The following is a 13,685-nucleotide window of genomic DNA, read 5'->3' as shown; positions in this document are numbered from 1 at the left end:
CACTTACAATAACCTTAAATACAATAAATATGAAAAATGTACTCAGTTTTTTAACCATTCCCATCTTTCTGCTTTGCAGTTTTCAGAAAGAAGACGGAGGGTTCCGGGGAGCAGAATCCCGGATAGTATCAGCTCCGGTAAAAAGTGAACGTATTATCTATCTCTTCTTTAAAGCGGATAAAGACCAGACCGGGAACGAAAAAGTAGTTCTTCAGAGCCGTAAAATTTCCGAAGGAAAACTGAAACAGATACCTTCATTTGACAGAAGTGAACTTCAGAAGGGAGACTTTATTATTACCATTGCTGAGGCAGGCGGTAAAGAAGTAGCCAAACAACTGATAAAAGATCCTTTGAATCCTGTAATGGAAGTCTACGAGAAAGAAGGAATCTCCAGACATAAAGTTTCACTTCAGACGACAGAATTCAGTACCAGATTTTCTTATTCTGAAAATGTTCAGCTGGTGAAAGTGGAAAAAGCTACAGATTCAGGAGTTCAGTTATTATTCACACAAAAACTATGATCATGAAAAAAGCTTTATTATCCCTTTTGATAAGCAGCAGCTGCTTTGCCCAGGTATTTGAGACGGTTCCGCTTTTACAGACCGGTGACAACAGCAAACGGGTGGTTATTGCCGTTTTGGGAGATGGGTTTACCAGTACTCAGCAGAACTCTTTTACTTCTTCTGCACAGGCAACCGTCAATTATCTTTTTACCAAAAGCCCATATACAGAATATAAAAATTATTTTAATGCCTATGCTGTTAAAGTGATTTCAGCAGAATCCGGTGTAAAACATCCGGGTACAGCTACAGATGTTACAGAACCTGTAATTCCGGTGACCAATCCTAATAATTATCTGGGCTCCACTTTTGATGTCAATGTTCACAGATGTATCTATAGCAATACGACCAATAAAGTAGGGCAGGTGCTGGCTGCAAATGTTCCTGACTATGACATTACCTATGTGTTGGGAAATTCTCCGGAATATGGAGGCTGTGGCGGAACTTATGCATTTGCTTCGTTAAATACAGCCGCCAATGAAATTGTGGTCCATGAAATGGGACACTCATTTGGTAACCTGGCTGATGAATATTGGTTTGCCGGAACCCTTGAGTCTGCTAATAAAACACAGAATTCAAATCCTTCTACCATAAAGTGGAAAAATTGGGTAGGATTAAACGGTGTGGGAATATATCCTCATGTTGAAAGCCCAACCTGGTTCAGACCGCACCAAAGCTGTGAGATGAGGTATCTTAACCAGCAGTTCTGTTCCGTTTGTAAAGAGGCGATTATTGAAAAGATCCATTCACTGGTATCACCCGTAGATTCTTATACCCCTGCCAGTACTTCTTCGGTAGATGCCACAGCCAATGTTACTTTCACCGTTAATGAGATTTTGCCCATTCCGAATACATTGCTGAATTCCTGGAAGCTGAACGGAACAGCTCTTAGTGAAACAGGCAGCACCCTTACCATTACTCCTTCCCAACTGAATAACGGAAGCAATACCTTACTATTTTCGGTAACGGATAATAACCCGCTTCTGAAGGTTGATAACCATAGTACAGTTCATTTTACCAACATTACCTGGACCTTGAATAAAGGAACCCTTAAAGTCGCTGAAGTAAAGGCTGAAGAAAGAAGGTACAGCATCTATCCGAATCCTACAGATGGCGAATTCTACGTAAAAGGAAAACAAGATTTCTCTAAAAATATAAAAGTGGAAGTGTATGATGTCTCAGGAAAACTGATTCCCGGAAAGTTTGAATTAAAAGATCCGGCAACAGTATGGGTTAACATCAAAAATGTTCCATCAGGGACTTATCTTTTGAATATTACAGAAGGGAAAACCCTCATAGTATCTCAGAAAATAATAAAAGACTAAAAATAAATTAAAACCGGTTATTAAAGCCGGTTTTTTTCTATAATGTTCTTAATTCTTTCTCTGCAATAGAAATCCATTGACCATCAAAACGTAATAAGGAAATTTTGTCAACTAAGAATTTAGTTTTATATTCCTTGTCTTTATATACTTCCCAGGCTCTGAGATAGTTTTCCCAGGTAAGATCCCGATAACCTACAGTCATATGAGGACTGAAAGAATATTTTATAAAATCAAAACGGTCTTTTACCCGATGATAAAGTTCGGTCAGATTAGGATTAGGTTCAGGATGTACAAAGATGACGGGGTTATTCGGATTCGGAAAACTTCCGAAACCATTCAGCTCAATTTCAAAAGGAGCCATTTCTGTATTGATCTTTTGAAAAGCCGTATGAATATCACTTTCTAATTCAAGTTCTCTTGAAAAGGGAGGGAAAAGCGTAATATGAGCATCATTTTTCAACGCTTTGGAATTACCATAGTTTGCTGCAAGATCTGTCTTAAACACTTTTATCTCCTCAATCAACTCAGAATGAGGATAAATCGCAATGAAATACATTTTTTTCATAGAGCAATATAAATTTTTTTAAATAAATTTACATGCATAAGAAAATTATGCATAAGTTTGTAATGTATAAAATGATTCTATGAAAAAGAACAGTCTTTACAAAGGTACCCTACAGAACATTATTTTGAAACTGCTTTCAAAAGAAGTGAAAATGTATGGTTACCAGATTACCCAGAGAACGAAAGAGCTTACACAAGGGGAATTGGAGATGACGGAAGGAGCGCTGTATCCGCTATTGCACAAACTGGAAAGTGAAGGCATGATCACTTCAGAGCTTCAGAAGATCAACGGGCGGGACCGAAAGTATTACCTGCTGACTGAAAAAGGGAAAAGACAACAGGCTGAGCAGGAAAGTGAAATGAAAAGCTATTTGGTAAACCTTCAAAGTATCTTTAGCATATGATAAACAAGGCACAGGAAGACAAGATTACGGACTATCTTGTTTCGCAAAACCTTTCACTGGATATTCTGGTAGAGATCAGAGATCATATGATCCAACAGACTGCAGATCTGGAATGGGATGAGAATCTTAGCTTTGAAGAGGCCTTTTCAAAAGCTAAAGAATCCTGGAAAGGAGAATTTAAAATGGTAAATTACTGGCTGTTTTTTCCAACAAAACTTCCTTTGATCGCCAGAAGAGTCATCAGTGAAAAATACAACCAGATGCTGAAATATGCTCTGCTGATCGGGATATTATCTTTAGGGATCAATATATTGCTGGCCTGTCTTTCAAAGAGTGAAGAAATGTATACGATCCTGTTCAGAATATTCAACAGCTTGTTTCTGGTAGCCATTGGTGGAGTCTTGATGTTGAATTTTAGCATCAGGAAATACATGAGATCAGATTTTAAATACAGAGGAAAGTGCTTCTATACTTTGTATCAGAAAAATACAGGGTTAATGGTAGTATGTATAATAGGAATGATGCAGGTCATCTCGAAGAGTGGGCATTATGTCTATGAATTTTTCAAAAATCAGGATCAAGGTGACCTGTCTATGGTTTTAGCCACTTTATCTTTTCCTTTTGTATTTGAAATATTTACCGTTTTTGCGATTTTCAATTTTTATGAACATAAAAGAAATCTGTCAAAAATGCAGTCATTTCTTACCTCTAAAGCTTACTAATAAAACCATTATATATTTTTAAACTAATAATTGACTATACATGATCACTATTGAACAAGAAAAAGAGATAGGGCAATACCTGTCAACCAAAAAATTGAATTCAGATCTGTTCTTTGAAATCAAAGACCATTTTCTACAGCAAATATCCACGCTGATGGATGAAAAGCAATCCAATTTTCAGGAAGCTTTTTTGCAAACAAAAATAAGCTGGAGCTGTGAATTGGAAATGGTAAGAGCAGATGCATTAACATTCAGAAAAGTGACAAGAATTGAAAAGCAAACGATTCAGAGAAGGTTCAGGAATATCACTCTTTATTCAATTGCTTTTTCATTACTTTTTACCGGACTTGTCTTTATAGACCCGGACTTGTTTGTGTATTTCCAGCTTTCATTATTTGGAATTACGCTTGTTCTTCTGGGGTACAACTTTATTTTCAGAAAAATGAGACTGTATAACTATCTTCAGCTAAGCTTTCATCCTTTGATCCTGAAAAATGCGGTTGCGGGGATGGTTCTTTTTACCGGGCTTTATTTTCTTTATGACAGCGTTGCTGTTGTAGAAGGGACCCAATGGACAAAGTTTTTCTCTTTGTACGCTGTTGCAGCCCAAATCCAGCTTCTTTATTTCAACGCCAGAAAAACTAATGTCCTGATCTGAGTTGCATCAGGGTATTTTCAAGATGATCCGTAATCTTTTTTACCTCAATATGCGGTTTGAAGGTCATTCCTTTGCCTTTTTCTTCGTCCGCAATATTAGAAAGGATAATAACCGAGGTCTTTGTATCAGGATAATAGATATTTAAAGAAGGAGATCCCTTCACATACCCACTGTGAAAATAAGAATTGGGCTTGCCGATGTTGAGCATAATTCCATAGGCATAGCCCATTTTTCCGAAAATAGCATGACGTCTTTCCGCACTTTTGGCCATAAACTGCTTCAGGGTTTCAGGTTTTAAGATCTTCCCGCCGTAGAGTGCATTGTTCCATGTATGAAGATCCTGTATCGTGGAAAGAATACCACCAGCAGGAGTTCCTATTTCTTTACCGCCTAATCTTTTGGGCATATTCGGGACTTCCTGGAAATTTCCGGCATTCCCAAGATAGGCACTGGCAAAGTTATTTCCTTTAAAAATATCTCCCGTAGAAGAATGAGTCATGCCTGCCTTTTTAAAAAGCTCCAGAGCATTTTCGTCATAGGATTTTCCTGTCACTTTCTCCACAATCTTTCCAAGCGCATTAAATCCGTCATTGGAATAGAAAAAATCTGAACCGCTCTTAAACATCAGCTTTCCACCCATCAGGTTCAATCCGGAAGTATGGTTGAGAAGTTGATGAATCGTGATGTTTTCATATTCTTTGTTCTGGAATTCCTTCAAATATTGAGAGGCTTTATCCGTCACGTTGAGCTTTCCCTGCTCCATCTGGAGTAAGATCAGTACAGAAGTAAACTGCTTGCTCACCGATCCGATGGCAAAAACAGTATTGCTGTCAATTTTTATTTTTCTTTTAAAATCAGAGTATCCGTTTTCTTTTCGGTAAAGGGGTAGAGAATCTTTAAAAACAGCAATACTACCATTGAAGTGGTATTTCTTAAAAACAGAATCAATCTGCTGTTCCAGTAAAGTCTTTTGGAAAGCGGTGATGGTAGAATCCACGATGGCTTTTTTATCAACAGGAGGCTGAGGAGTTTCAGTTTTGCAGGAAGACAAAATGAAAAGGAGGGAAAGGAATACTAAATTTCTGATCACGGGTGTTTATTTTTTAAGATTGCTACTTGTAACTTAAAGATACGAAAATCTCCAAGAAGGCATAAGGGATGCAAATTGCGTGCTAGAATGGGTCTTTGCATCGGCTTAATATCATTTTATGATTCTCTTTTAATACTTTTGAATATTATTTGTCACAAAACTATGGAAGAACACTTGAAAAGAGATTCAGTAAACATCGGTCATCTGCTGAACATCATCAAAGAACAGGGAACAGAATATCTGAACTCTATTGAAGAAAGACCTACATCGGTCATGAATATCAGCGTATCAGAAAAACAGGAATTACCGGAATTCGGATATGGAACGGAAGAGGCACTCCGGATTTTTAATGAAAAATTTGAATCGATAATGGTTGGATCCGGAGGACCGAGATATTGGGGATTTGTAACAGGAGGTGCCACTCCTGCGTCTGTTGCAGGAGATTGGCTGGCCACCGTTTATGATCAGAATACCCAGACGATGAAAGGTCAGGGCGATATTTCCGGAGTCATAGAGGTGGAAGCTATAAGACTTTTACAGGAGCTTCTTCGGCTTCCTGAAAGCTTTCTGGGAGGCTTTGTATCAGGGGCCACCATGTCGAATTTTACCTGTCTGGCTGTGGCCCGGCAATGGTTAGGAAAAAAACAGGGGCAGGATATTGCCAAAGAAGGGGTTTCCGGAACGGTAAAAGTGCTGACGGCGACTCCTCATTCATCTTCCATAAAATCTCTGTCATTATTAGGGCTGGGAAGTGCCAATATTGTTAAAATTAAAACCGAAGAAGGAAACCGGGAAGCTATTAATATCAAAGATCTGGAAGAAAATATTCTGGAGCTTAATGGAGCCCCATTTGTGCTTATTTCCAGCGGAGGAACAGTAAATACAGTGGATTTTGATGATTTTAAGGCAATCAGCAGGCTAAAAGAAAAATACAGTTTCTGGTGGCATATTGATGCTGCTTTTGGAGGTTTTGCAGCTTGTTCAGAAACGCATCATCATCTTATTGACGGCTGGGAGTATGCAGACAGTATCACCGTAGATTGTCACAAATGGCTGAATGTACCTTATGAAAGTGCTGTATTTCTGATTAAAGAGGAACATAAAATCCTGCAGATTGAAACTTTCCAGAATTCAAATGCTCCTTATCTCGGAGATCCTTTGGACAATTTTAATTATTTAAACTTCCTTCCTGAAAATTCAAGAAGGCTGAAAGCATTGCCGGCATGGTTTTCCCTGATGGCTTACGGTAAAAATGGTTATCAGAAGATTGTAGATGATAATATCTCGTGGGCAGGGCAGTTCGGAAATCTGATTGAAAACAGTAATGATTTTAAATTACTGGCTCCGGTGAGGCTGAATACGGTTTGTTTTACATTAAACGATGAAACAAAACAAGATAAGGTGGATTTATTTCTTGAAAAGGTCAATGATACAGGAAAAGTCTTTATGACGCCTACTTTTTATAACCAGCATAAAGGGATAAGAGCTGCTTTTGTCAACTGGATGACGTGTGAAAAGGATATTCATCTGGTATTTGAAATTATGAACGAAATTTTTACGTCATTAAAATAATGCATTGAAAAGCCTGTGGATCCATATTCACAGGCTTATTTTGGCAAAAGATCACAGAACCAGAAAATATACTCCTCATCTTCTTCTCCAACCTCAGTTTTCGGCTTAGGATAAGTTTTCTTTACCGTTTCTCCAATATCAAAACGAACCGGATTTTTAAAAATAGGGCCATCAAAAGTAAATGTATGGAATTCTCCATTTTCGCCACACGGATCTACATGATCAGGAAGATCATCAAGAAACTGCTGATCGATGGTTCTTCCGGCAAAACTTTTATCAAGATAAGCTCCATTGACACAGGTTACAATGGTTTTGAATCCAAGATCTAAAAACTCATGGATGAGGTCAGAAGTATTTTGTTTCCAAAGAGGGAATACAGCCTTCATGCCTATTGTATTCAATTGTTCTTCCCTGTATTTTCTGAGGTCTTCCAGAAAAATATCCCCAAAAATGGAATGGGTAATTCCTTGTGCCTGAATATCTGTCATTGTTTTATTCATGATAGCCTGATATTCCTCCATGGAAGGCGCTTGGGGAAGTTCCATCTTTACCAGGGAGATACCAAGTGCTGAGGCTTGCTGCTCCAGAAGGGACACATGTACACCATGCATGGAAATTCTCTGGAATTCCTGATTGATGCTCGTTAATAAGGTTGAGACTTCATATTGGTCTTCCTGAAAAACTTTGTAAAGAGCAAGGGAAGAATCTTTTCCACTGCTCCAGTTGAAGAGGGCTTTAGGTTTCATTTGGCAAACATAAATATTTTAAACAAAAAACCTCAAAGAACTTCTTTGAGGTTTTAATTTATACTATTTGCAGAATATACAAAAATTACATATTCCTTCTATACTTACCGCCTACTTCAAATAAAGCATTGGTGATTTGTCCTAAAGAACAGTATTTCACGGCGTCCATCATCACTTCGAATAAGTTCTGCTGGTTGATGGCAGCGTGCTGTAGTGTGCGTAGTGCTTCTTCAGACTTGTCTTCGTTCGCTTTCTGGAAGTTGTGAAGCGATTCAATCTGTGCCTGTTTTTCTTCTTCAGTAGAACGGATGACTTCACCAGGAAGTACCGTCGGAGAACCATCTTTTCCAAGGAAAGTATTCACTCCGATGATTGGATATTCTCCTGTATGTTTCAACCATTCGTAATGCATAGATTCTTCCTGGATCTTAGAACGTTGGTACATGGTTTCCATAGCTCCAAGAACACCTCCTCTTTCAGTGATTCTGTCGAATTCAGCATATACAGCTTCTTCTACAAGATCCGTTAATTCTTCAATGATGAATGATCCTTGAAGTGGGTTCTCGTTTTTAGCCAATCCTAATTCTTTATTGATGATCAGCTGAATAGCCATTGCTCTTCTTACAGATTGCTCAGTTGGCGTGGTAATCGCTTCATCATAAGCATTCGTGTGCAGTGAGTTACAGTTGTCATAGATTGCATAAAGAGCCTGAAGGGTAGTTCTGATGTCGTTGAAATCAATTTCCTGAGCGTGTAAAGAACGTCCTGAAGTCTGGATATGGTATTTCAGCATCTGACTTCTTTCATCGGCTCCATATTTTAGTTTCATGGCTTTTGCCCAGATTCTTCTTGCTACACGTCCGATTACTGAATACTCAGGGTCGATACCATTGGAGAAGAAGAAAGATAAGTTTGGTGCAAAATCATTGATGTCCATTCCTCTTGATAAGTAATATTCCACATACGTGAAACCGTTAGCCAGAGTAAATGCCAGCTGAGATACCGGATTGGCTCCTGCTTCAGCAATATGGTATCCGGAAATAGAAACAGAGTAGAAGTTTCTTACTTTTTCTCTGATGAAATATTCCTGAACGTCACCCATTAATCGTAAAGCAAATTCAGTAGAGAAAATACAGGTATTCTGTGCCTGATCTTCTTTTAAAATATCTGCCTGAACAGTACCACGAACAGTAGCAATGGTTTTAGCTTTGATTTCGGCATATACCTCTGCAGGGATAATTTCATCTCCTGTTAATCCTAAAAGCTGTAGTCCCAAACCATTGTTGGATGGAGGAAGTTCACCATTATACTTAGGTCTTTCTAAACCTTTATCGTCAAACTTTTCTTTAAGTTTAGCTTCTATTTTTGCCTCTAAACCGTTTTCTTTAATGTATTTCTCAACATTCTGATCGATGGCAGCATTCATAAAGAAAGCCAATAGCATCGGTGCAGGACCATTGATGGTCATGGAAACGGAAGTCAATGCATTAACCAGATCAAACCCGGAATACAGTTTTTTAGCATCATCCAAAGTGGCAATAGATACTCCGGCATTTCCGATTTTACCATAAATATCTGGTGGTAGGGCTGGATCCTGTCCGTACAGTGTTACCGAGTCAAATGCTGTGGATAAACGTTTTGCAGGCATTTCTGCAGAAACATAATGGAATCTTCTGTTGGTTCTTTCAGGACCTCCTTCTCCTGCAAACATTCTTGTAGGATCTTCACCTGTTCTTTTGAAAGGATAGATTCCGGCAGTGTAAGGGAAGCTTCCCGGAAGATTTTCCTGGCCCTTCCATTTGATCAGATCACCCCAGTCATTGTATTTTGGTAATGCAATTTTGGGTATTCTCAAATGAGATAATGATTCTGTTGAGGTTTCCACCTTGATTTCTTTTCCTCTTACATAATAAGAATAAAACTCTGCGTGGAAAGCTTTTTTAGTATCATCCCAGGTCTTCAGGAAATCGATGTTTTCCTGCTGAAGCTCTTTTTCAGCTTTTTGGTATTCTGTGTCTAAAGTTTCGTTGGAAATAATATTCTTTACCCCTTCAATATGATACATTGTTCTGGCCAGTTCTGCCTGTTTGTCAATATTGGCATCATATTGCTTGTTGTTTTCAACAATTTCAGACAGGTAGCGTACTCTTTTCGGAGGGATAATGGTTACTTCTTCTGTAACTTCTTGTTCAACAAAAGTTTTTAGGTTTAAATCCGAGAATTTATCGTTAACTTTTGAAACCAGTCTGTTGTATAATTCGGTTGTTCCATGATCATTGAACTGAGATGCTTTTGTTGCATACACCGGCATATCATCTAATGGACTTTCCCATAGTAAATGGTTTCTCTGGAACTGTTTTCTTACCGCCTGAAGGGCATCAAGCGCTCCACGTTTGTCTGATTTGTTTAATGCTACCAGATCGGCATAATCCAACATGTCGATTTTTTCCAGCTGGGTAGAAGCTCCATATTCAGGAGTCATCACGTACATTGATACGTCAGCAAAGTCAGAAACCTCTGAACCGGATTGTCCGATTCCCGATGTCTCAAGAATGATTACGTCCGGATGTGCCAGTTTCAAAACGTTTAATGCAGAATGAATGAACGGAGAAACAGAAACATTGTTCTCTCTGGTGGCCATAGAACGCATATAAACTCTAGGGTCATTGATTGCATTCATACGGATTCTGTCTCCCAACAGGGCTCCTCCTGTTTTCTTTTTGGAAGGGTCAATAGAAATAATGGCAATTTTTTTATCTGTATTGGAACGTAGAAAACGTCTTACCAATTCATCGGTCAATGAAGATTTCCCGGCCCCTCCGGTACCTGTGATACCAATAATAGGGATATTCAGATCTTTGGATTGTTCATCAATTGCTTTTACCAGTTCAGGTTTTTCTTCTGAAAAGTTTTCAACCGCAGAGATGATCTGGGCAATGCTTGATGGGTTTTCAAAGCTGATGTTTTCTAAGTCTTTTGCCGTAACCTCTTTTCCTGTGGCGAAATCTGAACGGTGTACAAGATCATCAATCATTCCCTGAAGACCAAGTTCACGGCCGTCATCCGGAGAATAGATCCTGTCGATTCCGTAAGACATCAGATCTTTGATTTCTTCCGGAAGGATTACACCGCCGCCGCCGCCGAAAATTTTGATCTGTGGAGAGTTTTTCTCTCTCAATAGATCATAGATATATTTGAAATATTCATTGTGACCTCCCTGGTAAGATGTGAGTGCAATAGCATTGGCATCTTCCTGGATGGCTGTGTTCACAACTTCTTCAGCAGATTTATCATGTCCTAAGTGAATGACTTCGCATCCTGTGCCCTGAATGACACGACGCATAATATTGATCGCAGCATCATGCCCGTCAAATAACGATGCAGCTGTTACGATTCTTACCTTATTGGTTGGAGTATATTTTTGGGTTTCCATAAAAATTCTAGAAAGTTTCTAAGTTTTCAAATATAATAATAAAAAAAGAACCTTGTGTTTGATTTTATATATCTGTATTTCAGATATTTGAAATAGGTTATTTAATAAATAGTCTCCTTTTTTTGGTTTGAGAATTTCAAAGTCATACGGTTCGGTAGTTACAGAATTAAAAAGACTTGCAGGATTTTGTTTGCGAATCGGTATATCCGCGATTACTCAAATTAAAATCTTTACTTTTGCACCATATTTTACAGACATGCAAAAAGCCTTACTATATTTCGTATTGGGAACCGTAGTCAGTTTCCTTATCAATTATTTCTTTTTAAGTTCGGAGAATATAGGGTTAGAACTCTATTATGCCGTGGCCTTTGGGGCTGCCTGGAGTATTGCGTATTATCTGGATACTCCGGATTTTACATTGCCTAAGAAATTGGGGCTGTCTTTTGTCGTTATGGGAATTCTGGTTCTGGTGGGTACTTTAATTTTTAAACTTGAGCAGGCTATTCCTTCTATCCTGAAGTTTTCAATGGTCTTTGTGGCTTATTATGTAATTGCAAGTTTTAGGGCAACGAAGTCATTAAGGAAATAAAAAAAAGAGGCTGTCTCAAAAGTACCCCCTCTCTCGGACTCCTGTCTGACAAATTTTGTCATTTAGGAGATTCTCAGAGCATTAGTTTACCTTTTGAGACAGCCTCTTATTTATTAGTAGTGAATCATCAGGAAGCTTACCAGGGCAAGGCCGACAACCAGGAACATAAATGCAATGAAATTGAGGGTAAATAATATACCTCCAATAAAGAGACTCACAATTCCATGAGAACGGTAAACACGTCGGTGGGCAATAAAGAAATAAGCGATACTGTATATGGATAGTGTTATTATTGCCAAATATAACAGAAAGTTAATCGGCTTTATGCCTATCATACCTATCAGTTTGCCCAATAAGAATATAAATAAGATGGTCAGTAAAAGGAACGAAAAATAATGCAGTGTGAAAATTCCATGATCAAAATACCACCATTTTTTCTTACTGTGGAAAACCCATAAAAAGAAAGCAAAGAGAGGAAGATAAATGAATAGCGCTTTCGGTAGATTATGGAATGACTTCTCTACCATATTTTTGATAATTTCCTCTTTTGTTACCCCGCTTTCTTTGAGTTCGAAAAATTTATGGGCAACAGGAGTCTCAATAAAACCGAAAAACGAAGGATTTTTAGCCATTGCCGAATCGTAAGATTTTCTTGTTTTATAATCTTTATATCCTACATCAGGATCTATCCTTTTTTTCATCTCCAAGGCTTCTTCGAGATCATCTATTTGAACAGAATCCGGTATAGCATTCAGACTTTTAATCATTAGGGAGTCTCCGGCCGTCAATACTTCTTTATCTTTTATACTGTCAAGTTTTTTTTGAGTTTCCCGGGATCTTATTTTTTCAAAAAATGCTGTTTTGCTGGCTTCTACTTTTTCTCTTGAACCGAAGTTAAGAATGTTCATCGGGAAAAGAGCAAACATAAAGAAGGTAATAAAACTGACGAAAATATAAAGTTTTACAGGGGGTACAAATATCTGTCTCTTTCCTTGAAGGTAGACATTGGTAAGTTTGCCGGGTTTAAACAGAAGATTTTTTACGGTTCCCCAGAATTGTCCGTCATAATGGGTAAAGTCTTCAACGAAGTGGGTAAACAGAAAATAGAATGGTTGGCGCCTTTCGATATTTTCCTGGCCGCAATGTGGGCAGAATCTTTCCTCTACTTGATGCCCGCAGTTCAGGCAGGTCTTGTCTTCTCGGATTTTTCCGTGACTCATGGGTAAAACGTTTGCGACAAAGATAATTATTTCGGGAATTAAATAATACGGTCAGTAAGATTTTGAGGGAATCTTTAAAGAAAAGTTAATCAAAGAAAGAGTTGAGGGAACAAACTCTTTGCTTTTACCATTTGTGTTTTTAGAATCCTTAAACGTTTTTTTTCATCGCCACAACAATTTACAAGATTTATGCCAAAGGCATGAAAAGTGTTAAAATCTATTGTTAGAGGGCTGATTACCCGATATTATATAGATTAAATAAAATATGTTTTTGGGTTACAAAAATAATTTGTACCTTTGCACACCCTTTTAGGGGTAAATTATGTTTAATCTTTAACTAAAACGTGTGAATACATTAAGTTACAAAACTGTTTCAGCGAACAAAGCTACTGCTAATAAAGAATGGGTTGTGGTAGACGCTGAAGGACAGCCGTTAGGAAGACTAGCTTCAACGGTTGCAAAGATTTTGAGAGGTAAGCACAAAACGAACTTTACACCTCACGTAGATTGTGGTGATAACGTAATCGTTTTGAATGCTGGGAAAATTACGCTTTCCGGAAACAAGTGGGCTGATAAGACTTATATCTGGCATACAGGATACCCTGGTGGACAGAAGTCTATGACTGCGGCTGAACTTCAAAAGAAAGATTCTTTAAAGGTATTAGAGAAGTCTGTAAAAGGGATGTTACCTAAAAACAGATTAGGAGCTGCTATCCTTAAGAACCTTTATTTATATGAAGGAACTGAGCACAAACATGAAGCTCAACAGCCTAAAACAATTAATGTTAACGAATTTAAATAA

13 protein-coding genes are annotated in these 13,685 nt (G+C 38.1%); 8 read left to right on the top strand and 5 right to left on the bottom strand.

What is annotated here, in order from left to right; translation table 11 throughout:
• The first annotated feature begins 29 nt into the window (after positions 1-29).
• Positions 30-521: a hypothetical protein gene (locus tag AC106K_RS20355; protein WP_482447267.1), complete on the top strand. Its 492-nt coding sequence runs from the start codon at positions 30-32 to the stop codon at positions 519-521.
• A 2-nt stretch (positions 522-523) separates the two neighbouring features.
• Complete coding sequence (locus AC106K_RS20350) at positions 524-1,885, top strand: T9SS type A sorting domain-containing protein (RefSeq protein WP_482447265.1); 1,362 nt, start codon at positions 524-526, stop codon at positions 1,883-1,885.
• A 37-nt stretch (positions 1,886-1,922) separates the two neighbouring features.
• On the opposite strand, the gene AC106K_RS20345 is transcribed toward AC106K_RS20350, so the two are convergent.
• Complete coding sequence (locus AC106K_RS20345; protein ID WP_482447264.1) at positions 1,923-2,450, bottom strand: 2'-5' RNA ligase family protein; 528 nt, start codon at positions 2,448-2,450, stop codon at positions 1,923-1,925.
• 79 nt (positions 2,451-2,529) lie between these two features.
• On the opposite strand from AC106K_RS20345, the gene AC106K_RS20340 reads away from it, so the two are divergent.
• From AC106K_RS20340 to AC106K_RS20330, 3 genes are read left to right on the top strand one after another with little or no spacing between them, the layout of a single operon-like run.
• Entirely contained in the window at positions 2,530-2,853 is a 324-nt protein-coding gene (locus tag AC106K_RS20340) for a PadR family transcriptional regulator (protein ID WP_185288474.1), read from the top strand.
• Positions 2,850-3,575: a hypothetical protein gene (locus AC106K_RS20335; protein ID WP_482447263.1), complete on the top strand. Its 726-nt coding sequence runs from the start codon at positions 2,850-2,852 to the stop codon at positions 3,573-3,575. The genes AC106K_RS20340 and AC106K_RS20335 overlap by 4 nt, the downstream gene beginning before the upstream one ends.
• 40 nt (positions 3,576-3,615) lie before the next feature.
• Positions 3,616-4,233: a hypothetical protein gene (locus tag AC106K_RS20330; RefSeq protein ID WP_482447262.1), complete on the top strand. Its 618-nt coding sequence runs from the start codon at positions 3,616-3,618 to the stop codon at positions 4,231-4,233.
• Here the strand turns inward: AC106K_RS20330 and AC106K_RS20325 are convergent.
• On the bottom strand, positions 4,217-5,323 hold the full coding sequence (locus AC106K_RS20325; RefSeq protein ID WP_482447261.1) for a serine hydrolase domain-containing protein: 1,107 nt from the start codon (positions 5,321-5,323) through the stop codon (positions 4,217-4,219). The two genes, AC106K_RS20330 and AC106K_RS20325, sit on opposite strands and share 17 nt — an antisense overlap.
• Positions 5,324-5,485: 162 nt before the next feature.
• Between AC106K_RS20325 and AC106K_RS20320 the strand changes: the two genes are divergently transcribed.
• Positions 5,486-6,895, top strand: coding sequence for a pyridoxal phosphate-dependent decarboxylase family protein (locus AC106K_RS20320; RefSeq protein ID WP_482447260.1), 1,410 nt, complete (start codon positions 5,486-5,488; stop codon positions 6,893-6,895).
• 35 nt (positions 6,896-6,930) lie between these two features.
• On the opposite strand, the gene AC106K_RS20315 is transcribed toward AC106K_RS20320, so the two are convergent.
• Both AC106K_RS20315 and AC106K_RS20310 read right to left on the bottom strand, forming a co-directional pair.
• Positions 6,931-7,641: a Dph6-related ATP pyrophosphatase gene (locus AC106K_RS20315; RefSeq protein ID WP_482447259.1), complete on the bottom strand. Its 711-nt coding sequence runs from the start codon at positions 7,639-7,641 to the stop codon at positions 6,931-6,933.
• Between the two features lie 85 nt (positions 7,642-7,726).
• Complete coding sequence (locus tag AC106K_RS20310; protein ID WP_482447258.1) at positions 7,727-11,074, bottom strand: methylmalonyl-CoA mutase family protein; 3,348 nt, start codon at positions 11,072-11,074, stop codon at positions 7,727-7,729.
• 256 nt (positions 11,075-11,330) lie between these two features.
• On the opposite strand from AC106K_RS20310, the gene AC106K_RS20305 reads away from it, so the two are divergent.
• Entirely contained in the window at positions 11,331-11,663 is a 333-nt protein-coding gene (locus tag AC106K_RS20305; RefSeq protein WP_482447257.1) for a hypothetical protein, read from the top strand.
• A gap of 113 nt (positions 11,664-11,776) precedes the next feature.
• Here the strand turns inward: AC106K_RS20305 and AC106K_RS20300 are convergent, their stop codons facing one another.
• Positions 11,777-12,883 (bottom strand): DUF3667 domain-containing protein, encoded by a 1,107-nt coding sequence (locus AC106K_RS20300; RefSeq protein ID WP_482447256.1) that lies wholly within the window; start codon positions 12,881-12,883, stop codon positions 11,777-11,779.
• Between the two features lie 346 nt (positions 12,884-13,229).
• Between AC106K_RS20300 and rplM the strand changes: the two genes are divergently transcribed.
• Positions 13,230-13,685, top strand: coding sequence for a 50S ribosomal protein L13 (rplM, locus tag AC106K_RS20295; protein ID WP_027375420.1), 456 nt, complete (start codon positions 13,230-13,232; stop codon positions 13,683-13,685).

This window comes from Chryseobacterium sp. FR048, assembly GCF_056844665.1.
Note: the sequence above shows the minus strand (reverse complement) of the source record. Positions and strands in the feature narration are given on the sequence as shown.